Genomic DNA, 23,462 nt, shown 5'->3' with positions numbered 1-23,462 from the left:
CCCATGCTGGGCACACCATAAAAAAGCAGACTAGTTATAAAACTAATCTGCTATTATATTCATTTTATGGTATAATTATATTGTTTTTATGCCACGATGGATGGCGTGGCGGTTGTACGTTCTCCGCCTTTTGGTTATTAGTTTTTAACTAAAACGAAAAGGTGGTGTTATTAGTATGCTTGAGATAATTTTAATAGGAACTATTATTATTGTTCTAATTACTATAATACTTAGACATAATAAAGATTTCTCATTAGAACTAAATGTTAAAATTTTAGGTCTTAATTTATCCATAAAAAGCAAAGAAAAAAGAACTCCGTCCAAATAGTCCTTCTTTCTTTAATTCAAACATATAATTTTACTAATAGCCCAAAGAAAAACGTTCTAGGACTAGCATCGTATTAGCCGTACGATGCTTTTCTTATTTATATTATATCATATTTTTTAAATTTATAAACATTCTATAATTTCTTTTTTTATTTTCAACCCCACCTTTTCAATAATTAATTGATGAAATAACTATGGTATAATCTCTTTTTTTCAATAATTAATTATTGAATTGTTTATACTATAATTCCTTTTTATTTTCATTAATTATTTTATGAATCCACTTCATACTCCTTACTATAAAAATCTAGATTCATCTGAAAAATTTCATCTTTACTTATTCTTCTCTCTAATTGCTTTTTATCTTTACTTGAAAATCCTTTTCTGCTATTTACCCATGCTGCTTGATGCATTATAGAAATTTTTCTATTTCCACTTATCTTTTTAATTTCTCTAACTCTTTCAACTGAAGAAATACCTGCAATGATGATTTCTATGTCTAAAGGAATTTTAGAAATTAAAATTTTATATCCAAGTAAATAATGTCTCCAGGCATTCGATGCTTTTAGCCTTGTATCAACATTCATAAAGCTAAAAGCTATAGTCTTTATATTACTTCTATTAATTTCTTTAATCCAAAACTCAATATCTTCATTAGTGGCCCAAATAATATCAAGTATAACTGGCAGTCCTTCCTGGATCATCTCATTATAAACTCTCTTAGTCCGTTGAATGTTATAAAGATGCTCTGATCTTGGTGCATCTTCATATAATGAAAAATTAGGAGTTATTATAGCTTTAAACTTTAATTTTTTTAATTGCTTATATAACTCTTTTCTATTATTCCAAAAGCCTTCTAAAGCCCTATCTTTTATATAAAATTCAACTATACCTTCTATATCTGAAGATAAATTTAAGGTCTTTTTATATCCTCTCATTTTATATATATTTGATATATTTTCACCATTGGCCGATAGTAAAAACTCTCCATGTATTCCAACAGTATTATTGACTTTAGAAAAGTCAAAACTATATCCAAGCTTATCAGGCATTATTGGAATATATCCTGGTAATTCATAAAAAGAATTTTCTGATAGAGTAGTATCATCTTTTATTATTTTTATATTATTAAAAGTTCCTAACTTTCTTGGACATCTAACTAAACATCTATTTAACTTTTCTTTACTACATCTACAGAAAGCAACATCGCAAAGAGAACACCCTGAACAAGATCCATCTAAATTTTTAATACACTTATTACAGTTTCTTATAGCACAAAGATTTTTCTTAATGTCCTCTGTCATTAACTATATCGCCTCCTTCTTTCTTTAATTCCATAAATTCTTTTTCTATAATATTTGTTATCGTCAATATTTTAATTAAATCTTCAGTTGAAATTTTATCTATGTTGCTTTTCATTAATTGAAGTTGTCTTTTTAATATCCTGGCTTCTTTTAAAAATTCTATTGCAATTAAATCACTATATCCTGCTACGTTTCTTCTCATTTACCAAACCTCCAAACTCTATTTATGATTTAATTATTTTATGAATTGTACTAATAGAACAAGTGTGTATTTCTGCTATTTCTTTTAAGGTTTTCCCTAAAGCTCTATATGCTTTTATACTTTCTTTTTCTTCTTCAGAAATTTTCCTTCTTTTCTTAGATTCATCTTTTACTAAAGTCTTTTTATCATCTTTATTATCTTCAACTGATTTTTTAACATTAACTATTTCTTCATTATATTTTGATAATATCGCTATAACTGGCTCATGCTTTTTTTTATCATTTTCTAAAATATCAAGTACTATAACTCCGCATAATTTGGACTCTCCATTTGGCATTTTAGTTTTCACTAAAACTTTATCCCCTTTTGAAATTTTAGAATCTAACGCCTTCGGAATAAACCATCTATATCTCTTATTTGTTAATATTTTATTGTATCTCATATGAAATCCTTCTATAATTCTTGCCATCTTCTATCTTCTACTCCTTTTTTATAATATTTTTCTCTTCAAAAACATCATGTAATAGCATATTAAGTTGTTCTTCTTCTTTAATTTTCCTTTTCAAATAAGCCTCTGAGCAAGAAAAAGACTTATTTATAAGCTTTCTTTTTACCTTTTCCTTTCGCTCTAAAACTTCTTTAAACTTTTTTCTCATAAAATCTCTAATCTCCTTTTAAAGAAACTATATAAACATCTCTGAAATACTGCATCCCAAGGCCTCTACAATTAAGATTCCCTCTATAAAAGTTAAGTCAGCTCCTCTAAATATTTCATCAAATCTAGCCTTATTTAAATTACAAATTGACTCTATCCCTTTAGGATGATTAGATTCAACAATAGAAATTAATTCTTCTCTCTTTACCTTATGTTTATTCATCAATCGTATCACCTGTTTATTACTTAAACTCATAAAAACACCCCTTTCTAATCCAATTAATTTGTCACCGCCCATGGCTACCGCCTTACATCGATAGGAACCGTTCCGACAAGCTCCACGAACCCAATCGACTCCAGTTGGTCTATTATAAAAGCTTTATCTATTTCATTTCTCTATTAATACTCTTTATATAATATCCTCGTAAATAAGTCTTATATATTAATCCAAAATTGTAAGTTTTAAATTCTATTATAGTTTTTTCTTTCTCCCAAGTTAGTGAGGAAAACCCTGCGGGTTCCCCTATAAAGAATATTATATTTAAATGGGTAAATTTTTAATATCCTTTAAACTTAGTATTTTCAACAGATAGAGACTATTTTATTTTTCGATTTTTTTCATGAATCCGTGTAAATTACTTATTTTGGAAATTGTTTTTTTCTCCTTATACCAACCTTTAATCAATGCTTTTTATAAGACTTTTATTTGAGTCTTATTGCCTTTTACGAATATAACTACGTTTAAATTTTACTCTTCTTACAGAGCCTTATAGACAGCTTGTACATTGTTTTATTTTGTTAATTTTATTTTTTATTATAATACTTTTTATACTCTTTATTTTTCAACTTTTATTCAATCTTTCAACTTGGCGGTGATCCTCGGTTGAGGCTTTTATTATTTTCCATTCTACTGAAAATATAAATTTCTCCATTTACTTCTTGTATATTTGTACTAGCTTCTATCTTTTCAAATTTAAATTCTAATTGTAGCCCATTTACTACTTTTATATCTTCTATACTTTTTCTTATTTTCTCTTTTCTATTTTCTTTTTCTTCTTCTAAACTTACAACTTTTCTGCTCTTATAATATACTGTTATTCCATTATTATTCTTTGTTACAAATCCTAGCTTTTCTAATTCATTTAAAAATGCATATACACTTCTTTCATTTTTAAATCCTAAGTATTCTGCCATTTTTATTATACTTGTGCTTACAAAAACTCCATATTCATTTCCTGAATATGCTTTAACTATTAACATTAATACTTTTCCTATCTTTTGGTCCAATATATCAACTGAGCTTTCTATAAAATCTAATGGTAATCTATATATTGCCTTTCCTCTTTCTATTGTTATCTTAACTAATCCATCTTTCTTTTCAAATTTTCCATTCGTTAATTTTTCTAATTCTTTTAAAGTTCTTTCTTTTATTCCAACTTCTTCAGCATTAAAGAACTTTCCTAAAAGCTTTTGTTTTTCTAGCTCTAAATAAGCCCTATAATGGCGTACTGCCCCCTTGTTGTTATAAATAGCTTCAATTATATTCCTCGCAATATAATTGCTATTTATGGCCTTTTTACAAGCACCACAAATATGACCTAATCCTTCTTCTTCAAAAAGCATTTTAACTTTATCACAAGAGAAGTTTGTCCTATTTCTTTTTAAAGTTTCATATTTCTTTTCAACAGCTCTTAAACTTTCATCATGTTTCCATTCTGTAGCTTTTCTTTTTAAAACTTCTTTAATTTCAGCTTCACTATAATTAGCTTCACTTAACCCTAAAGCTATTGTTACTAAGAAATTATTTCTATTTCCTTTTTCCATTAAAGGCATATCAATTAATGCCTTAACGCACTCTCTTTTACACTCTAAACTTCCTGGTAAATCTAAAGCTTTATTTTTATTCTTTTTATAGTCCCTTAAACTCTTTTCAACCTTCTTTTTAGACTTCTCATAAAGTCTAGTCATCTTTAAAGATTGAACTCCAGGTAACACTAATTTTCTTATGTCTCTTTGATGTTTAGTTAATTTTTTTCTTGTTAAATGACCTGTCATTAAGTGCATAAACTCATCTATTGAAACATAATTAATATATCCACCTTTATAAAAACTTCCAGGTGTTTTTATTAACCTGTAGCTTGAATTAACTACACTTTCATCTACAAATTTTAAAGATACTTTTTCTTTAATTTTTTTATACATCTCCGTATAAACTCTATGTATATTCTTTCCTGGTTTTAATCCAAAAGCCTTAGGATTAACCATAACATAAACTGACTTATTATTATTTATAATAATAACTATGTCCTTTTCAGCTATATTTAAGCCTTTCATTAAATATTCTAGATACTGAGCTACTTCAAAGAATACATCACTTTCCTCATGCTTTTTTGATGATTCAAATTCAATAGTAAATGGATAATATCTATCATCAAGCTCTTCTGTTCTTAGTGTTCTTTCCTGCTTATTTAAGAAGGTACAAAAACTTTGAAGACTAATATGACTTAATTCTTTATTCCATCTATTCTTTATTGGCCATTCTAATGCTTTTTCTATATGTGTCTCATATTTCTCATTTGCTCTATTTTGAGCAAAATCTCCTCTAACCACCTCATTAACTCCAAAGTATCTTTGTAATACTCCTGACTTATCTATCATACTATATATATACATTTGCTCTATAAAATTTCCTTGTTGCTTCATTGTTCTGCACCTCCTTCCTTTGTTTCTCTTTCTATTTTGCTTAATAAAAAAGACTCCTAGGTAACTTGATACCTAAGAGTCAGTATATGTAAACTTAAAATCTTTAACTTTAATCAAATTATTTTTTGTCTTTGTTGACAAAATTTATGTATTGATAAAATTCTATTCATGTGATAATATTATTTTAAAATCACATGAGATTTTAAAGTTCCAACACTCTGTTTCTTGGTATTCTGTCTACCAGTTTCAGTTATATAAATTTAAATGTTTCCTAGGCATTTAAATTTATCGTTTGGAATTTTTTATGAGAAGATTTATTTCTTCTTTTTATAAAATTATATTATATTCTATTCACTAATACAATATAAATTTTAGTGTGTATCGAAATAGCAACAATATTTTATTGTTGCTATTTTCATTTTTCTCATATTTTCCAAGAACTTATGTTCTCATTTTATATTATTTAAAATTATTTTTCAATATTTTTTCAATATTTTATTAAAATTAGTTTAAATTTCAAATAAAATTTGATTAAATTCAATTATATTTTAGTATAATATATATAGCTTCCTTTTTTATATAAGAACCTTCTCTTATGCATTAATATATAGAGTTTTCTTTACTATACATTAATTATTTAATAATCATTATATCTAAGATAGTAAGTTTTATTTCTATCTGCCTATTTATCTTCTTAACGTAAGACAGATGTCTCTATATAGCATCTGTCTTTTTACTATTGCCCTATTATTTTCTTTATTGTATAGTATACTCAAAATCACTCTCTTCTCAAAAGCATATAGTGTTCCATTCTTATATGCTTTTGATCAACCATTATCACTTAAGTAGATGGTTTTATACACCATCTACTTTTTACTTGAAATTTATAATAATATCAAGATATTATTATATTGAACTAAATGTTTTTTATAGATTTTCCCTGTTACTAGATAGACTTTTAGTTAAGCCTATCTATTTTAATTCTATTTATTATTTCTATTAAATATTCTAGCTCTATCAATACTACTTATTCCATTTTTCATTTGTTGATTCTTTATAACTACTTCTCTTTGCTTATTTACATTAAACTCTTTTTTTACTGGATTTTTATCTATATCTTGTATATTACTACTTTCTTTTTCTCTTAATGAGTTTCTCATATCCTTATTTACTATTTTTTCTATCATATTTTGATTTCTTTCAGTATTTACTACTTCAGCATTATTATAAGGCTTATTCTCTTTGTTTAAATTTCTATTTCTCACCTCATTAACTATATTCTTATTATTTATACGTTCTTTTTGCTCTTTATTTTCTATAGCTTTTTCAACTTTCTCATCTATATCTTTAACTTTTATATCTTCATCATCTTTTCTACCTTCCTGTCTCATTTTGTTAACCATGTTTTTCATTGTTGGTCTTTTAATATTTTCTGATTTATCTTCTGATTTCATTTGCTCTTTATTTATATTACTTGTAGTTTTATTTCTATTTTCTCCTGGATCTTTACTATCCTTACTACTTTTATACTTAATGTTTTCCTGTTGCCTTTTCTCATTGTCTTTTTCTTTGTTATAGTTTCTAATTTTGTCTCCAAGAGTCTCTTTATCAAAATTTTTCTCATGAAAATCTCTTACCCTATCACCAAAATTAGATGCTTTTTCTCTTACTGCTTCTTTAAAATTATTTGCCCCATCTTTCACTTTATCTGCAGCATACTCTCCTACATGTTTTGCTCCATCAACAGTTCTATCCGTTGTTTTCATAACATTTCGCCATACCCCTGCACTTGATCTGCTAATCTTACTTTGCATTGACATTAATAATCTAAATATTTGTTTTCTTTGCCATATAATACCTACATATATAGCTGTTTGAATTACAGTTATAGCAAACCATCCATAAGTTCCAAGTCCACCTAAATATGTTGCTATAAGTCCATCTAACTTTATCATAAGCCCCAGTAAAAATGATGTTAATACTATTCCAACTTGAGCTCCTAGTATTTGATTTCCTAAATTGAATATTAAGTCCATTCCACCAAAACTAGGTGATATTGATAATAGCAGCATAAAAGGAAATGCTAATACAAATACTATAGTTACTATTTGAAATACTATTTGTATAATACTTAAAACTATCATGACTCCCATTTTAACTACATTTACTGCTAATATTAAAATTGAAGGCAATATTCTTCCTGTACCTGCATTGTCTTTAAATAATTCTTGATTATTCTTATTTAATTCATCAATATAATTTTGTCTTTCTTCTGAATCTCTTGTCATACTTAGAATTTTATCTACCACACCATCTAAATTTTCAACTTGATCTTGTCTTCCATCAAACTCTAACTCTAACCATGGTCTATGAACTAAATTACTCCAAAGCTCTCCCGATACTTGTCCTATATTATCTTCCGTTGATTCTCTATCACTTATTGCAACTATAGAACTTGCACCTATACTCTTAGATAATGTTGTTATTCCTGATACTATATCTGCTGAATAAATTGTAGCCACTAGCATTAATACTGTTGTTATTGCTATATATCCAAGTCTACTAAAAACTTGGCCTAAATTATTTCTTACAAAGGATATAGCCACATATATAACTGCTATAGAAACTATTAATAAAAAATACTCATCAAATATTGTTGTTTTTAAGGCTGCCATTATAGAATTTAAAATCCCATGAAACATATCTGCTATATCCATTGAAAAACCTAAATTAAATACAATAAGTAAAATATAAGTTAATATTGTTACTCCTGACCATATTAAATTAGCACTCCAATTTGTAAATTTGTTAAACAAGTCCGTTAATCCTAAACTTTTAACATCTAAAAAATAATTCGATCTATAAGGACTCTGCAGATATTTTGCTTCCCCTAGTAAGTCTTTAAAACTTTCAGGTTCTCCCATTGCATCTAAAATATCTGCATTTACTATACTTTCAAAAATACAGAACACAACATAGACAATTACTAACATACATATTATTTTAAATATTTTTCTTTTATCTATATTTTGATATTTCTTGTATAAAAACTCCGCCAAAAGAACAGCTCCTTTCTTTTCTAGTTATCATATTTATTTAACTCATAGCTTTCTATAATAGAACATAATTTATTAGCATAATTAGGATCTGTTGCATAACCAGCTCTTAATATAGCTTCTGCTTGTTCTCTATAATCTTTGGCTTTAAAAACTCCTGCTATTTCATATCTGCTATTTTCTTTTAAAAACTTTCCATGATCTAATACTGATTGTTCCCATTTGTCATAAACTCTCCATCTAGCAATAATAGTTATGTATCCACCATTTACGAACTCCTGTGTCTGCATTTCTATTACTGGGCCTGTCCAACTTTCATCGGCTTTAATTCCAAACAAATTATTTCCTTCCGTTGCTAACCCTGATCGTCCCCATTCTGACTCTAATATAGCTTGTGCCAATGTTATTGATGGAAATACACCATATTCTTTAAAGGTCTCTTGTGCTATCGGTGCTACAGCTTCTATAAATGCTTGTTCACTCTCTGAAGGTACAACTGGTCCCGAAGGTCCTGATGATGTTGTTGTATTCCCAATAGCCATTAACATAGACATCATAAGAAAAATAGGCATAAAAAAAGAAGCTATTAAAACTCCTATGCTAATCTTCTTCATTCTCTTTTTCTTCCTTTTTTGTTTCTTTAGTTTTCGGCGTAGTATTAAATGCATCTATTATTTCTTTGAAAACAGGATCGAACTTTATTAGTCCAACTCTTCCATCTAAGTCACTAAATAAACACTCTCCATTCTTTAATTTTAGTATTGTGTTTATATTTTCTTCAGATACATCAATCTTTAAGTATTCACACATTCTCTTAGCTTCTTCCACCTCATTTGTTCTAAAACAGAATTTATAAGATATTGTATTTTTAACTTGTTCTGAAGGAATATCTAATACTGAATGACCGTTGAATATGCAGCCTGTAAAAAGAGATCTTCCCATTCTAGTTAAGAATGAATACAGCTTGTTCCCTTCTACAGAATTTTTTAAATACCATGACTCATCAAATAAAACTAACTTAAAATTATTTCTTGGTGTTAATGCAAACTTCTTACCAAATTGAGACATAACCATTAAAAGCACATTTGATAAGTTTTCTTCTTCCGTATAATCACCTTTTTTTGTGTCCATTGATGGTATCTTAAGATTATCTATTTGTAATATATTTATCCTATTATCAAAATCGATAGACTCTTCTTTTCCTGTTCCAAATAGTAATTTAGACATACCAACGCTACTATTAGTTCTAAGTTTTCTTGCTAATCTTCTAGCTGCAGGAGATAACTCATCTTCAACACTATAATCTTCTAGTATTTCTATAAGTCTTATCATAGATTTATTTTCATCTTCTTTAATTTTAACTACTGATTCTTTTAAAACTATAAATTCATCATCCTTTGGTGTTAATCTATTTAACTCACTTACTATATTTACAGCTAATTCTATGGCATCTTCTATGTTATCTTTATAAATATTAAATGGATCTAGCATACCTCTATATTTCTCATCTCCCGTTAATCTAACAGTAGTTATAAGACCTTCAAGCCAAGGTAAATACTTAACCCAATCATTGCGCTCTCCTTTTGGATCAAAAATTAGTGCATACCCTCCAAAAATAACATGAACTAAAACTAAAATGTTGGCAGCAAAACTCTTCCCAGTTCCTAAATTTCCATAGAAAGTTGCTGATGCACTTTTATTTTCTAAGCAAGCTCTAGCCATATTTAAAAATACTTTTAGTGATGCTATTCTAGTTTCTGCTATATAATATCCAAATTCATCACCTAAAGCTCTTTTTATACCTATTCCCGTACCTGCAATAGTTCTATAAGACATTAACCTTATAAAATCTTCTGTATATCTGCTTGCGCCTGGAATAAACTCTAAATATAATTTAAGCTGATCTGCAATAGGTCTTTGAATTCCAAAGCCAAAATCGTTATATAAAGTCATAACTTTATTAACATTAGCTTCTAAAATTTCTCTATTATCTGCAGAAACACAAAAAGAAATAGTCGCTTTAGCTAACTTCCCCGTTGAATTAACTTCTCTCTCCATATCATTGACTTCACTTAACGCTATATAAGTATCTTCACTAGCATTCATTTTAACTTCATTGGCATTAACTATCTCTGACTCCACTTTCTTTTTCATTCTATTAACTAATTTACTACTTTCTAATTTATCTAAACTTTTAATATGAATACAAGTTTCAACAGGAAAATTAAACTCTTGTGTACTAAAAATATATTCACTTCCTGGAAATCTTAAATCAGGCATTTCAGTTAACGTTAAAAAAGATTGATAACTATATCCATCTTCCGTTAATATTTTTATTGCTCTATCATCATTGGATATTTTCCCCTCAAATAAACATTTAATATCTGCAGTTAATGGATCTATTTCTATATCCTTCTTCACTTCATCTACTTTTAAATTTGCTAATGGTACAAAGTTATTTTTATTTTCTTTAGTTTCTAATCCTCTCTTATTAATCCTTCTAAATAACCATTCCATATCCTTAGCCTTTAAAGGTGTTAGATTAACCCTAGCCTCATTATTCCTCATAAATAAACTAGAATGCTTTTTAAAGGCTTTTATTTTACTTTTTAATATATTTGTATCCCTAACTCCTAAAAGCGAATCTAAAGCCTTTTTAGGGTTATATAGAAGGTATTCTAAACATTGGTTTATATTCTTTAATATATCTTTTTCTTTTAAATCTTCAAATCTTACTAAAATTATAGTTTTATAATCTATAGATTTCTCACTATATTCAATTTCATTCCCATAATGATCTTCAAACTTTTTAGTTTCTTCTTTCTTTTTTAGGTATTTAATAACTTCTTCACTATAAGCTGCAGCAAGATCTACTAATGGATCTTCCTTACTCATATATTTATAATTACTTCTTATGATTTCCTTAACATCTTGCTTCTTAGGTATTATAAGTATCTTAGCTTCCGTTGTTATATCAACTAAAAAATTAGTTATATTCTCTAATAGTCTTATTTTGTTATCCTTGCTCTTATTTTCATAATCTACTCCATTAATCTCAAAAGCACCAAAACACCCATCTTCAGTAAAAATTATATTTTCTTCGTAATACTTTATTGGAAACTTAAACATCTAACCAATTCCTCCTTAAAATATATTTGACTATACAAGAAAAAAATTTTAAAATTATATTGTGTCTAGTATACATTTTTAATATCTGGTCTGGATTTATTATAAAAAGATAGATTAGTTCCTTATCAACTAATCTATCTTTTTTTTATTTTTAATAAAAAAACTTAACTTCCTCTATCTTATCTACCTGTTTAAATCTTTCATATTCAACTTTCTCTTTAAGCTTAAAAGGAATATATGAAATATAATATTTTAATAGATTTTTACCATCTTTTTTACTTTCTTTAATATTTCTAGTTATTAAATAAGGAATAATAGCAAACTTAACTATTTCAGGTAATGGAATATTTACTATTCTATTAATTAAAAGAATAATTCCTGCTATAAGTATAAAACTTCCTGCTATCATTGGATTAACAGGGGCAGGAAGCTTTATACTTCCTACGCTATACCAATTTTGCTCTACAGTGTGAATTTTATTATAATTTTTTAAAACTATATCTTCCATTTACCTCACCCCTAAAATCTCTGCAGCCCAATTACCGAAGGTTTCAAGCATAGTTGGATTTTTAACCAAAAATAATAAAATCCCTCCAACTACTAGTACAACCAACATCTTAATTGAATTTCCACCTTGATAATATTTCATGGCCATTAAAACTACAAAAATTATTATTAACCAAAAGACTTGTTCTAAAAACCAGTTGGCCGCATTCTCTCCTACCGCTGGAGCTGCAAATACAGGCATTGCAAAGTTAAGTGTCACCCCTAATGTAATAATTGCTATTTTTATTTGTTCTTTCTTCTCTTTAATTTTATTTATTAATTTGTCCATTTTACCTTCCTCCAACTATTTATTTTATGTTTAATGTTCTTGTATCAATACTTTCAACTAAATACTTATCACCTTCAAAAACTAGGTCTATATTAACTTTTTGATTTATTGTTTTTCCAGGAGAATTAGTTTTATATTCAACAATAGACTTATACTTATTTGCATCTAAAACAATAACCTTTATAGACTCTATTCCCTTAAACTCATCTCCAGCTTTAACAGCCTTTATAATACCAGGAGATTTTAAGAAATAATCTACTTGCGTCTGATCTTCTTGATAGTATGCCTTTAAAAATTGATTCAAACTATCTTTTATGGCATTACTTATATCATTATCAGCCACTTCTTCACCTAAATAAGTATCTTTCAATTCATACTCTGCTAATTTTGGAGCAGATACAATAAGTGGAGCATCTTCTACAATCATATTGCCATTTTTATCATAAAAAATAGGAACCTTTATATATACATCTCTTTGATGAATATCATATTGTCTTTTAGTTATATCCTGAACTTTATCTTGTCCAGCCTTTTCAGTCCTAAATTGAACTTTAGAATAAACAAATACATCTAATTGATTGTCAGAATATCTTTCAAGAGCGTATGCTTTAACATGATCTGTCGTCATATACCCCTTTTTATCTAAAGTATCAATTATTCTATTGTCCATATACTTTCTTAACCTATTTGTATAATCTTCTGCATTTCCAAAATATAAATTAAAATATTCTTTTGAGAAATTTTCTGCAAAAGAAAAAGCCCTACTCTCTAATAAACTTTCTTCTGAGAGCTTGGCTTCAAACTTTTCTTGTTTATCTAAAATTGTATTAATTGGACTAGGCTTTAAGATACTTACAGCACCTCTAATTATTAAAAAAACTATTAAGGTCCACAGTATATATCTAGCGAGTCTTATACCCATAGCACTTTTTAACTTAACTGGCTTATCTAAAATTTTCTCTTTAATTGATTTATTTTGCTTAATAACCTTTTCTTTAGGTATCTTTCCTTTAAAAAACATAATCTCACCATCCAATCTTTATAATATTTAATATTCATTCATTTCACTATCTAGTTTGTTTTCTGTTTTTTCCCAATTAATAATTCCACTTTCAAATTCATCAGATGTATTTATATCATTTTCTAATTTCTTTTTAAATAAACTTCTCTTTTCGTTTTTTTCTTCTCTTACAGGCTTATTCTCCGTAATAATTTCTTCTTGAATATCTTCAGATACTGATTTGTAAAACTCAAAATTCTCTTTATTAAAATTCTCATCTTCAATTAAAAGCTTATTTACTTTCTTACCTAAATCTTTTAAATGTATATCATCATCAAAGAAATAACTCTGAAATTCAATAGTGTCAGCTCCATTAGAGAATAACATTCTTCCTGGTATTTTAGGAAGCTTTGCTGCAAGTCTATTATCTAAAACTATCTCAGAAGCTACTCCATCAGGAACTCTACCACATATACGACCACTACAGTTAGACTTTAATTGTCCTGTTATAACCTTAGCATCTGGTCTTTGAACACCTAAAATTAAATGTATTCCTGTAACTCTTGATATTCTTGCAAAAGAAGCCATTTTAGCTGAAATTTGATCCATCAATTCTTTTTCTTCACCTTTAATGCCTTGACTATCTAAAACTTCTGCTACTTCATCAATAATTACAATAACTCTTTTCAACTTATTTTTTGATTTTTTATTATATGATACTAAATTTTTAGCTTTATACTTCTTAAGCAATTCCTGTCTTAGTTCATTTTCTTTTTCTAACATAGTTAATACTTCTAAAAGTCTGTTTTTATCAGTTAAAACTTCTCCAAATTGTTTATGATCTTCACCAAATTCCAAACCATTTTTAAAATCAGCCATTATAGGAATATGGCCCTGATTTATAAGTTGCCAAAATATAGACTTAATAGCAACCGATTTACCTGATCCTGTAGCTCCTGCAACTATAATGTGAGGATCTTTATTTAAATCTAATAGTATATCTTCTACTCCGTTGTTTCCTAAATTAACAACTCCATCTTCATCTTGTATATATTTATCGTCCCACATAATTTTTCCTGGCATTGATAATTTAGGTGGAACTGTTGTCATTAAAATAACATCTTTTCTTTTCCCTTGTTCTATATCGATTATCTTTAGGTTTAAAGCTACTTCAATATCACTTAAATTTCTTCTCCAATCTTCAAGCTTATAAGTACCTTTAAAGGTTAATACATCATAACCTTTTTTATTTTTAGATTTCCCTATTAATAATGGTGCTTGTCCATTATGACAAACTATACCAGCTTGTATTAATTTTTCTCCTAGCTTTTTATCTATCCCCATACTTGAGATAATGTTTAAATATAATATAAGAGTAATAATCCAAAATATAATAAAATCAATGGTTGGATTATTCCCTTTAATAAGTTTTAAAACACTCCAATTATATTTAGACATTAAAATATAAGGTGGTATAAAAGTAATTAAAGAAGCTATTAAAAAAGATTTTTCCTTTAATCTCTTAGAACCACGAAAAGCCCCAATAAAAAGACTTTTAATTGCTATAAAAAAACTTCTTAAAAGATCTTCAAATAAATTTTCTAAATCATTACCATTCACTATTTCCACATCCTTTCTTTTTTTCTTTTAAAATTTTAATTTTATTCACTATAACCTTAATAAATTTTGTGAATTTCATACCACTTAAAAATACCTTAGAAATAATGGAATAAAGTATTTTTAAAGCTACTAAAGCAACTATTGTTGCAATTATCTTATCTAAAAAACCCATATTTCATCACCGCCTTTATTTATTTTTAAATAATACATTTCTCTGTTCTAACCTGCTTTATTATCAAACTCAACTTCTAATGCCGATTCACAACTCCCGCATACAAAAGAAGTGCCACATTTATCAATATGATATACTGCATAACAATACGGACACTCAACCTCATTCTTCTGTCTAAAACTGTATTCATTAGCCCAAATTAAAATATCGTTAATTTCATTATCGCACTCTTTACAGAAATTCATCACTCTTTGTTTACCTTCATACTCCGCAGGAATTTCATTACATAATTTTCTTTCGTTACATGATGTACATTCTGTCATAATATTAAATTCCATTACACATTTACCTCCTTTTTTTGCTTCGCAATAATTTCAATTAGTAATATCGTCTTAATTTCAAAGTCTTATTCTTGAATTATTAATTAATCTTCATCTTCTTCGGTGTTATCTAAGTATTCATTCAATGTAATTGGAGTAATTAATTTTTCTTCTATATTAAAACTTCCTGCTGTTAATTTCTTTCCTACCTTAACTAATTCTTGGTATTCACCGTTAGGAATATTATAAGTTTTGCAATCCATTTTAATGCAACTATAAACCTCTGTTGGATTGCCATATTCATCTTCTCCCCATCCTGCTTCTTTTTCTACTCTATAACATAATCTTATTTTCATTTTTAATCCTCCTTAATTTAATTGCGTAATAATTTCAATTTGCACATTATGATTTACTAATTGACTATTGTAAATCTTCATATTTAGCAGATATAACATTTTGTTCTATAATTTTTTATTCATATATTTCTTAATTTAATTAATAAAGCTTCTCTTATCTTATCAAAATCTATATATTCTAATTTATCATTCAAATAAATATCTTTTTCTTTCTTTATTTTATTTCCATGAGATTCATAAATAAAATCAGTCAGAATATCATAACATTGCTTTATATATTCAATTTCTACTTTACTAAAGCTTACATAAAGAACCTCTACAGCTCCTCCTAACTCTGTCTGTATCAAATAAAGCAAAGTTCTACTCTTTATAATATTTTCATGTTGTAACTTTTTCATAAAAAAAATTACAATTCGTAGCACTATTCCATTATCCAAATTTTTATTTACTAATATCAATATTCCAAATGATATAATTATAAATAAAATTACTATTAATAATATTTTTTCCATACCTTCCCCTCCACTAAACTGATTTTGAAAGGAGATATTTATGAATGTTTTAGAATTTTTAAAAAATAATAATGATGCTATATTATTATTAATTACTCTAATATCTTTACTTATTAATTTTTTTACTGTACTCTCTAATAATTTTATTAAAAGAAAAAAATTATCTGTCAAAAATATTAATTTAACTATGAAAAAATTCTTTACACCTTTGGTTTTATATAGAAATTACTATAAAAATAATTTTATATTTTCAAATAAATATTTTAGAAATTTTATTTCATCAAACCTACATCTATTGGATTACAATATTCGAATTATTGTTATAGAACTTTTAAAATCAGAATATCAATTATCTAAAAATAAAAATAAATTTTTAGAAAAGAAATATATTGAAACCAAAAAACATCTTTTTGAAATAATAGCTAATTTATATGATAATTACTTTTTATTACTCGAAAAGGAATTTTCTCTCAAAAATATTTTTTGGTTTATTCCAAAATCTATAATACTATTATTTATTTTTTCTTCTATTTACTTAACAGGTTTGTTTTCTTTGGGTATATTAAACTCTCTAGAAATAAATGTTTCTTTCCATGGTAAAAATGATTTTTTTATTTTTATTAATAGATATTTTTTGTTATTTTTTCCATAGTTTCTATGATAATACTCTCTGTATATAATAATCTTAAACGAAAATTCTTACATAATAATAAATACTTTTATCTAACTCCTCGCTATTTATTAAAGGATACAGAGCTATATTGTCATCGTTGTAGAAAATCTTTTTACGGTTATAAAGGATTAAAATTTTCATGTCCTTCTAATCATAAAATTTCTTATTTTAAAAAGAAAAAATAGATTAATATTTTACATTGATATTCTCTATAAATCATTATTAAATAAAAAAGAATTAAAGTTTTAATTAAACTTTAATTCTTTTGCTATATAAATATTTTTTAGAAGTCTCAAACTTCGAATGTCTTAAAGCAGTTTTAACTTCTTCTTCAATTATTTTTTCTTTTTCATTATCGTTAACTTCAACTAAATTATTCATCAAATTATTTTTAACTAATTTGGAATAAGCACGTCTAAGATCATGACAAGTAAACCCTAACTCTTGAGCTTTCTTTTGCATAGCTCTTTTGGTATAAAAAAGTTTTTCATCTGAAGTTTTATATTTTAAAAACTCTTTTAACTTTTTAGATAAATATTTGTCTTCAAGACATTTAACTTCTCCAAACTTTCCACCTTTACCATCAATGACAGTAACAATAATTTCATTATCATTAATTTCAATATCACCTTTTCTTAAATTTTCAACTTCAAAAACTCTAAGTCCTGAAACTAACATTAATCTAAAAGCTAATCTATATTTTTCATCTCGTATTTTATTAATTCTTTTTAACTTATCACTTAATAAATATGGTTCATAGCTTTTATGTCTATTCTCACTTTTATTTTTAATAATATCTTTTAAGACACCTTCATCAATAAACTTAAAATATGAAGTTGAATTTTTTAAAGTTCTAATTGAATTAATTATTTGAGATAATTCAGTTTTATTTCTTACTTTAGTAAGATTATTTATAATTAAATCTTTATCACTATACTCTATCGTTTTAAAGAAATTATTAAAAGAACTTTTATAACATCTTATCGTATTATCTCTTAATCTTTTCTTCCTAAGCTCTACTTCTAAAATCTTATCTAACTCTTCTATTTTACCTCATACTCCCTTTAAATAATTCTACTTATAAATTAAGACTTATCAGTCTCAATTTATGTATATATGATATCTATCCATACACACCATATAGGTCGTCATATTCCGTTCATTCATATGCTATTAACATAGCCTATTCATTCACTCCATATTTCCTCCCTCTATGGTATATATGTATATATATACATATATACCCCATTATACGTATGGAACTAAATTATTAATTAATCCTTATATTTTATAATTCTACTACTGGTAACTAATATTAAAAATAAAATCAAAAGTTACCAATTAAGTTACCATTAAAGTTACCAGTTAAGTTACCAGTATCTCTATTGATTTGATATGAGATTTTTTAAAACTTTTTGAGGCTCTGTTTCAATGACAATTTTACGAAATACATTTTTATTTATTTTAATAACTTTAGTAAATCTAGACTCATCATTATCACAAGAAATCCAACCTAAACTTCTCCAAATTTTCTTTTTTTCATATACGGATAAAAAATCTTTTTTTGATAACAAATCTTCAAATAAATCTCTATCTAAATATATTCTTTCTTCATTATCTATTATTTTATCAGCGTATTTTTTTCTTAAAGCTTCAACTATCAAAACATATTCTTTTGTCAAATTATTTATCAATTCAAAATTCATTTTTAGTTCTTCCTTCTAATATTTTATTATAAATTATAAACCAAAAATCCCTAAAAAAAAACTGTATTTTTATTTGTTTAATTCATCATATTGCTTAGCTTTTTTAAATTTTTCTGATAAAATTTCTTCATTTTCATTTAAAACTTCAAGATGTTTTTCTGCTAACCAATCAGAATATTTTATCCCTTTGCTCTCTAAAATTTCTTCAACTATTTTCTTACTTACTTTTATTTTTCCAGCCATTTTTTAATACCTTCTTTCTTAATTCATTTTATAAAACTTTATTTAAAAATCCTAAATATCTTCTTAAAGCTTAAATACTTTCTAATTCTAAAAATTCCTTTCCCACCATTAAAATTAATTCCATTTTTATTAAAAGAAATTCTTGCCCCCTTTACCCCTGTACTTAATCCAATTCCACTTTTACTTGATAAATTTAGTTTTAAAAATTCACCTAATTTAAATGACTTTCTAAAGCTCCATCCCATAAAAAAATCACTCCTAACTATTCTTATTTGACTTATATTTTTTTATTACTATAATACTTTTTTTATATCAAAATCCTCAAAATTTTCATTCAAGAATTTTACTAAAATAATATATAAAAGTAAGTTTAGTGACTTAACTTTATCTATATATTTTTCTCCAAATATTTTATATAATTTTGCTTTACCTTTATAGTCTAAAGAGATTGTTATATTACCGTCTCTTATTACTTTACTTTGCTTTTCTGCCTCTATATATTCTCTCAATTCAGTTTGGTTTTCTAACCACTTAGCCACTATTTCACCTACAACTTGAGAGAGCTTCATTTTCTTTTTATGAAGCTCTTTCTTTATTCTGTATTCTTCTAATTTAACTCTTACTTCTTCACTAACTCTAATGCTTGTATTATACATTTTATATCCCACCTTCTTATTTTTTATAATAAAAAAAAGCTTTCCATTCTATCTGAAAAACTCTTTCTCACATTCATCTATTTTAAGTTTTTTTCTGAACTTCTCATCATATCCTGGTATATTTTTTATTCCCCATTGCTCTAAGACATTTGCTAACATCATATTTTCTGATGATATCTTTCTAAGATAATTTCTAACATAAAATCTTCTTAAATTTATCAAATAATCTTCTGCTAAAAATATAGTTAATCTTCTAACTCTTCCTGCATATCCTTTTCTATAACTAAAGAATATATCTTTTTCATTTAGAATCGGATCTTTAATCCATTCTTGTACTATCTGATTTGCTAATTTTGATAAAGTAACCTTCTTTCTATCTAAGTCATTATCTATTATATATAACTCTAAAGCTTCTCTTAATTCATGGTCTATATAAAACACTATTTTTCCATCCATTCTTCTTACCTCCATAAAATAAAGATGTTCATTAAGAACATCTTTTTACTATTCTTTATTATTTTTTACTTTTAACTTTTTTAAAGACAATACTTTCCCATTAGCTTTTAATTTATCTATATAATTATTTATCCATATTATCATTTTATTCTCCATAAAATTACCCCCTATATAGGTAGTATTTTTATTTTCTTACTATCTCTATGTTGTATATGTAATTCAGTCGTTGGATTCTTTAATACCAACCACTCATCAGGCTTTAATCTTCTTTCTTTCATTAATTTCTTTTGTTGTCTTGTTGGTTTTTTCCCTTTCATCTCACATCCACTCCCTATTCTATATATTTTTCTCCTCAATTAATATGCCTTTTACTATAAGTCTATTTTTTGCTCCAACCGTACAAGTTATTAAAGTTATTGTTGCTTCATCTGTATTTTCTAAAACATCTACTCTACTAGGTGATACTATAAAGCTATCAGTTATTTCATATACATATTCTTTTTTATTTACTTTAACTAATACTTTATCTCCTATTCTAACTTTATAAAGATTTATAAAAGCTTCTGAATAATCAGAAACTCTATGTCCTGCTACAATAAAATTTCCTTTCTCTCCTGGTTTTGCTGAAATCTCAAAATGACCTAAATAATACTGGAGAATATCATCTGTTATTCCTTCAACCAATCCTTGTGATAAATTTATACTTGGAATTTCAACTAATGCAATAGGCTTATATCCATTTATTAATTTTTCTTCCTTAGAGAAATCTTCTGACTCTTCATTAAAAGTTTCTTCTAAAACTTTTATAAGTTCTTTTTGTCTATTAAATACAATATTTTTCTTGTAAATAACACCCCCAATTGTTGCTATTCCCACTATTGTTAAAAGTATACCTATCATTCTTTTCATATTATTTGCTCCTAATTTAAAGTAATATTAGCAAAACAAACACTATAATATTTGCTTTACTAATACTATTTATAAAAGTGTCCCCTGCTGACACTTTCTATAATACTAATACAAATTTTAATAAAATTAACATTACTAATATTGATACAAGTAAATTTAATATAATTCCTAAAACTATATCCGTTATATCAATATGTCATCTTTTTATTTTTTTACTAATCATTCTTACCATCCTCATTAAATTTTTCACTTATCAATAAAACATTTTTAATATCTGTTATATATACTTTTCCATCTTTACTTCCTATTTCAACAGTAGTATCGTCAATATCATAATAATCAATATCAACTTCTATCTTTTCATTTCCTATTACTATAATAGCTCTTTCAACTGCGTATATATCCTCGTTATCGCTATCTTCATCTTCTTTATATTCATCACAAATATATTTATTATTTCTCAAATTTTTTACTCTACTACAAAAATCCCAAATTGAATATACAAATATAATAATCAATAAAATAAATGCTACCATCAATACTATTGGAGCAAGTATTTCCATCCAAAAATCCATCATAATAAAACCTCCTAAAAATTTATACTAATGCTTTTCTATAACTTTCACTTTATTATAAAGAATTATAAATGCTACCATCATTACTGGAAATACAAATATACCTACAATAAACCACGCTGAATTCATTTTATATTTATTGGCTATATTTGAATAAGCTTGTATTTGTATAATAATAGACCATATAGATAATGCTATATTTATAATAATTAGAAAAATACTACCATTATAATTCGCTATAAAGCCCACTATTGATGTAGCAATAAATACCCATATATACTTACTACTTTTATTCACAAGTTTTAATAATATAAGAATATTTAATAATGGTATCCAAGCAAACCACTTCCTATCTACCCCTTCAATTCCCGCTGCACTTGACAAAGATAAAGCCATGAAAACATATGATACTATTCCACATATAAGTGTTCCTAATCCAAATAATAACATCATAATCAACAAATTCTCCATTTTATAAATCTCCTATCTATTTATATATTTTATTTAGAAGGTGCTATTTTAAACACCTTCTAATTATTTTATTGTAAAAAAATAAAAGCTAATTAGTAGCTTTTTTATATCTAAACATTATTACTCCTGCTAAGGTAATTAATAATATAATTTCTAAAACACCTGTATATAGTAATACAGGTGCTTCTATTCTCTTATTCTTTATTCAAATAAGTTTTTCTTTTCTTCATCTGATATAAAACTTATTTCTACTTGTCCTATTTTTTTCAATTCACTTAATACTCTTTGTATTACTCCCTCTAACTCTTTTATTTTGCTCCTATATAAGTTTCTACTACTTCCATCAATTTTAATATAAAATCCTATATAATTATCTTTTATATGAATAAACACATCTTTTTCACATGGAATCAAGCCAATTTCAGGAAATCTAAATAGTTTTATTTTAAAATTTTTAAATCTTACTCCTTCGCAAGATTTCACTAACTCTGTTTCAATATTTTCACAATTGTAATTGGTTAATTTATATTCTACACCAAAAGAATATTTTCCTAAGTTTATTTTCTTATCTTCTACATCAATAATCTTTTCTAATTCTAATATTATTGAATTAACATTCATATTATATATATCATGAAATAAATCAACTAATTCACTAAACTCACTATTTCTATAATTATATATATTATTAATTTTACTACTATTTAAAATAATCATATTAACTTCTATCTTTACTTTTTTATTAATAACCGAACTTAACAAATTATTTTCTATTAATATAGGAACAAATTTGTTCCTTTTATTTACTAATAACTTATTCTCTTCATAATCACAATCAAACTCAAAGGCTGAATCCTCATCAGTTCCATATAAAAAAGCTAAAGTCTTTTCTTCTTTACTTGCACATTTTGATATAGGTAACGGATATGGTATTACTGATATTATCGTTTCATTATTTTCATCATTTCTAAATTGATAAACTCTATCTATATATGTTATTGGCTCATTTATTGGAGCTATATTACTAATAACACCTTTTACTTTAAAAGTTTTATATACTTCTTCGGCTTGTTCATCTGCCAATTTTAAAATATCACTTAATTCTATATTTTTGATATTCATTTCTTTAATTACTTCATTTCCAATTGTCAAAATTTTCTCTCCTTTTGGTATTAAAGAGAGAAGTTGTTTAATAATATTTTCATTCATAATTAATCACCTCTCTCTTTAATTATAGTAAAATTCGTAAAAAATAAAGGCTAATTAGTAGCTTTTTTATATCTAAATATTATTACTCCTGCAAGAGTCATTGTTAAAGCTATTCCTAGAATAACATTTGTATTTGTTCCTCCTGTATAAGGTAAACTTTCAACTATTCTCTTATTCTTTAATTCTGCTTTAACTATTTGTCCATCTTCACTTATTTCAAACTCTCCAACTTCTGTAGTTAACTCGTAACCTTCTGGTGGTAATGTTTCATAATATTTATACTTACCATACTCTAATTCAAATTTATTACCATCTTTACTTGATACAAATTCTATAACTTGACCTTTATTAAAGCCTTCTACACATTCTATTT

Annotated in this window: 31 protein-coding genes; 2 read left to right on the top strand and 29 right to left on the bottom strand. The window is 26.0% G+C overall.

Features of this window, described 5'->3' with window-relative positions; genetic code table 11:
* The first annotated feature begins 175 nt into the window (after nucleotides 1-175).
* Nucleotides 176-328 (top strand): hypothetical protein, encoded by a 153-nt coding sequence (locus NSA50_RS16905; RefSeq protein WP_257447011.1) that lies wholly within the window; start codon nucleotides 176-178, stop codon nucleotides 326-328.
* 271 nt (nucleotides 329-599) lie between these two features.
* Here the strand turns inward: NSA50_RS16905 and NSA50_RS16900 are convergent, their stop codons facing one another.
* The 17 genes from NSA50_RS16900 to NSA50_RS16820 all read right to left on the bottom strand — a co-directional run bounded on the left by NSA50_RS16900 (nucleotide 600) and on the right by NSA50_RS16820 (nucleotide 16,191).
* A complete protein-coding gene (locus NSA50_RS16900) occupies nucleotides 600-1,631 on the bottom strand; it encodes a DUF4417 domain-containing protein (protein WP_257447009.1) in 1,032 nt (343 codons plus the stop codon).
* Nucleotides 1,615-1,833, bottom strand: coding sequence for a hypothetical protein (locus NSA50_RS16895; protein ID WP_257447006.1), 219 nt, complete (start codon nucleotides 1,831-1,833; stop codon nucleotides 1,615-1,617). Before NSA50_RS16895 ends, NSA50_RS16900 begins: the two co-directional genes overlap by 17 nt.
* 22 nt (nucleotides 1,834-1,855) lie before the next feature.
* Nucleotides 1,856-2,302: a DUF5839 family protein gene (locus NSA50_RS16890; RefSeq protein WP_257447003.1), complete on the bottom strand. Its 447-nt coding sequence runs from the start codon at nucleotides 2,300-2,302 to the stop codon at nucleotides 1,856-1,858.
* A 10-nt stretch (nucleotides 2,303-2,312) separates the two neighbouring features.
* Nucleotides 2,313-2,489: a hypothetical protein gene (locus tag NSA50_RS16885; RefSeq protein WP_257447000.1), complete on the bottom strand. Its 177-nt coding sequence runs from the start codon at nucleotides 2,487-2,489 to the stop codon at nucleotides 2,313-2,315.
* Nucleotides 2,490-2,516: 27 nt separating this feature from the next.
* A complete protein-coding gene (locus tag NSA50_RS16880) occupies nucleotides 2,517-2,786 on the bottom strand; it encodes a hypothetical protein (protein WP_257446997.1) in 270 nt (89 codons plus the stop codon).
* 563 nt (nucleotides 2,787-3,349) lie between these two features.
* Nucleotides 3,350-5,191, bottom strand: coding sequence for a hypothetical protein (locus NSA50_RS16875; RefSeq protein WP_257446993.1), 1,842 nt, complete (start codon nucleotides 5,189-5,191; stop codon nucleotides 3,350-3,352).
* Between the two features lie 983 nt (nucleotides 5,192-6,174).
* Nucleotides 6,175-8,250, bottom strand: coding sequence for a CD3337/EF1877 family mobilome membrane protein (locus tag NSA50_RS16870; RefSeq protein WP_257446991.1), 2,076 nt, complete (start codon nucleotides 8,248-8,250; stop codon nucleotides 6,175-6,177).
* A gap of 20 nt (nucleotides 8,251-8,270) precedes the next feature.
* On the bottom strand, nucleotides 8,271-8,861 hold the full coding sequence (locus NSA50_RS16865) for a glycoside hydrolase family 73 protein (RefSeq protein WP_257446988.1): 591 nt from the start codon (nucleotides 8,859-8,861) through the stop codon (nucleotides 8,271-8,273).
* On the bottom strand, nucleotides 8,848-11,376 hold the full coding sequence (locus tag NSA50_RS16860; RefSeq protein ID WP_257446986.1) for an ATP-binding protein: 2,529 nt from the start codon (nucleotides 11,374-11,376) through the stop codon (nucleotides 8,848-8,850). The genes NSA50_RS16865 and NSA50_RS16860 overlap by 14 nt, the downstream gene beginning before the upstream one ends.
* Nucleotides 11,377-11,527: 151 nt before the next feature.
* Nucleotides 11,528-11,884: a TcpE family conjugal transfer membrane protein gene (locus NSA50_RS16855; protein ID WP_257446983.1), complete on the bottom strand. Its 357-nt coding sequence runs from the start codon at nucleotides 11,882-11,884 to the stop codon at nucleotides 11,528-11,530.
* Entirely contained in the window at nucleotides 11,885-12,211 is a 327-nt protein-coding gene (locus NSA50_RS16850; RefSeq protein ID WP_257446981.1) for a TcpD family membrane protein, read from the bottom strand. It lies immediately after the preceding gene.
* A 19-nt stretch (nucleotides 12,212-12,230) separates the two neighbouring features.
* On the bottom strand, nucleotides 12,231-13,232 hold the full coding sequence (locus NSA50_RS16845) for a conjugal transfer protein (RefSeq protein ID WP_257446979.1): 1,002 nt from the start codon (nucleotides 13,230-13,232) through the stop codon (nucleotides 12,231-12,233).
* A 27-nt stretch (nucleotides 13,233-13,259) separates the two neighbouring features.
* Nucleotides 13,260-14,831: an FtsK/SpoIIIE domain-containing protein gene (locus NSA50_RS19900; RefSeq protein ID WP_257446977.1), complete on the bottom strand. Its 1,572-nt coding sequence runs from the start codon at nucleotides 14,829-14,831 to the stop codon at nucleotides 13,260-13,262.
* The gene (locus tag NSA50_RS16835; protein ID WP_257446976.1) at nucleotides 14,821-15,003 is read right to left on the bottom strand and encodes a hypothetical protein; all 183 of its coding nucleotides are present in this window, start codon (nucleotides 15,001-15,003) and stop codon (nucleotides 14,821-14,823) included. Before NSA50_RS16835 ends, NSA50_RS19900 begins: the two co-directional genes overlap by 11 nt.
* A 47-nt stretch (nucleotides 15,004-15,050) precedes the next feature.
* The gene (locus NSA50_RS16830; protein WP_257446975.1) at nucleotides 15,051-15,341 is read right to left on the bottom strand and encodes a hypothetical protein; all 291 of its coding nucleotides are present in this window, start codon (nucleotides 15,339-15,341) and stop codon (nucleotides 15,051-15,053) included.
* Nucleotides 15,342-15,427: 86 nt separating this feature from the next.
* Nucleotides 15,428-15,679, bottom strand: a complete 252-nt coding sequence (locus tag NSA50_RS16825; protein WP_257446974.1) for a hypothetical protein — start codon at nucleotides 15,677-15,679, stop codon at nucleotides 15,428-15,430.
* A 119-nt stretch (nucleotides 15,680-15,798) separates the two neighbouring features.
* Nucleotides 15,799-16,191 (bottom strand): hypothetical protein, encoded by a 393-nt coding sequence (locus tag NSA50_RS16820; RefSeq protein WP_257446973.1) that lies wholly within the window; start codon nucleotides 16,189-16,191, stop codon nucleotides 15,799-15,801.
* A 40-nt stretch (nucleotides 16,192-16,231) separates the two neighbouring features.
* Between NSA50_RS16820 and NSA50_RS16815 the strand changes: the two genes are divergently transcribed.
* The gene (locus NSA50_RS16815) at nucleotides 16,232-16,843 is read left to right on the top strand and encodes a hypothetical protein (RefSeq protein WP_257446972.1); all 612 of its coding nucleotides are present in this window, start codon (nucleotides 16,232-16,234) and stop codon (nucleotides 16,841-16,843) included.
* Nucleotides 16,844-17,113: 270 nt separating this feature from the next.
* On the opposite strand, the gene NSA50_RS16810 is transcribed toward NSA50_RS16815, so the two are convergent.
* From NSA50_RS16810 to NSA50_RS16755, 12 genes are all read right to left on the bottom strand, one after another.
* Nucleotides 17,114-17,656, bottom strand: a complete 543-nt coding sequence (locus NSA50_RS16810) for a site-specific integrase (protein ID WP_257447120.1) — start codon at nucleotides 17,654-17,656, stop codon at nucleotides 17,114-17,116.
* Between the two features lie 590 nt (nucleotides 17,657-18,246).
* Nucleotides 18,247-18,570: a TcpK family conjugal transfer DNA-binding protein gene (locus NSA50_RS16805; protein ID WP_257446971.1), complete on the bottom strand. Its 324-nt coding sequence runs from the start codon at nucleotides 18,568-18,570 to the stop codon at nucleotides 18,247-18,249.
* A 69-nt stretch (nucleotides 18,571-18,639) separates the two neighbouring features.
* Nucleotides 18,640-18,813, bottom strand: coding sequence for a hypothetical protein (locus NSA50_RS16800; protein ID WP_257446970.1), 174 nt, complete (start codon nucleotides 18,811-18,813; stop codon nucleotides 18,640-18,642).
* Between the two features lie 38 nt (nucleotides 18,814-18,851).
* The gene (locus tag NSA50_RS16795; protein WP_257446968.1) at nucleotides 18,852-19,058 is read right to left on the bottom strand and encodes a DUF4236 domain-containing protein; all 207 of its coding nucleotides are present in this window, start codon (nucleotides 19,056-19,058) and stop codon (nucleotides 18,852-18,854) included.
* Nucleotides 19,059-19,106: 48 nt separating this feature from the next.
* On the bottom strand, nucleotides 19,107-19,469 hold the full coding sequence (locus NSA50_RS16790) for a hypothetical protein (protein WP_257446966.1): 363 nt from the start codon (nucleotides 19,467-19,469) through the stop codon (nucleotides 19,107-19,109).
* 48 nt (nucleotides 19,470-19,517) lie between these two features.
* Nucleotides 19,518-19,925, bottom strand: coding sequence for a hypothetical protein (locus NSA50_RS16785; RefSeq protein WP_257446963.1), 408 nt, complete (start codon nucleotides 19,923-19,925; stop codon nucleotides 19,518-19,520).
* A 167-nt stretch (nucleotides 19,926-20,092) separates the two neighbouring features.
* Nucleotides 20,093-20,242: a DUF6906 family protein gene (locus NSA50_RS16780; protein ID WP_257446960.1), complete on the bottom strand. Its 150-nt coding sequence runs from the start codon at nucleotides 20,240-20,242 to the stop codon at nucleotides 20,093-20,095.
* Between the two features lie 19 nt (nucleotides 20,243-20,261).
* Nucleotides 20,262-20,834, bottom strand: a complete 573-nt coding sequence (locus NSA50_RS16775; RefSeq protein ID WP_257446957.1) for a class D sortase — start codon at nucleotides 20,832-20,834, stop codon at nucleotides 20,262-20,264.
* A gap of 215 nt (nucleotides 20,835-21,049) precedes the next feature.
* Nucleotides 21,050-21,412, bottom strand: a complete 363-nt coding sequence (locus NSA50_RS16770) for a hypothetical protein (RefSeq protein WP_257446954.1) — start codon at nucleotides 21,410-21,412, stop codon at nucleotides 21,050-21,052.
* Nucleotides 21,413-21,436: 24 nt separating this feature from the next.
* The gene (locus tag NSA50_RS16765) at nucleotides 21,437-21,880 is read right to left on the bottom strand and encodes a hypothetical protein (RefSeq protein WP_257446951.1); all 444 of its coding nucleotides are present in this window, start codon (nucleotides 21,878-21,880) and stop codon (nucleotides 21,437-21,439) included.
* A 201-nt stretch (nucleotides 21,881-22,081) separates the two neighbouring features.
* Entirely contained in the window at nucleotides 22,082-23,032 is a 951-nt protein-coding gene (locus NSA50_RS16760; RefSeq protein WP_257446948.1) for a hypothetical protein, read from the bottom strand.
* Nucleotides 23,033-23,139: 107 nt separating this feature from the next.
* Nucleotides 23,140-23,462 (bottom strand): prealbumin-like fold domain-containing protein (locus NSA50_RS16755; RefSeq protein ID WP_257446945.1); only part of this gene is annotated, 323 nt, incomplete at its 5' end.

The sequence above is a fragment of the Clostridium mucosae genome, assembly GCF_024622765.1.
Classification (GTDB): Bacteria; Bacillota; Clostridia; order Clostridiales; family Clostridiaceae; genus Clostridium.
The sequence above is the reverse complement of the archived record's forward strand: the minus strand, read 5'-3'. Positions and strand labels throughout refer to the sequence as shown.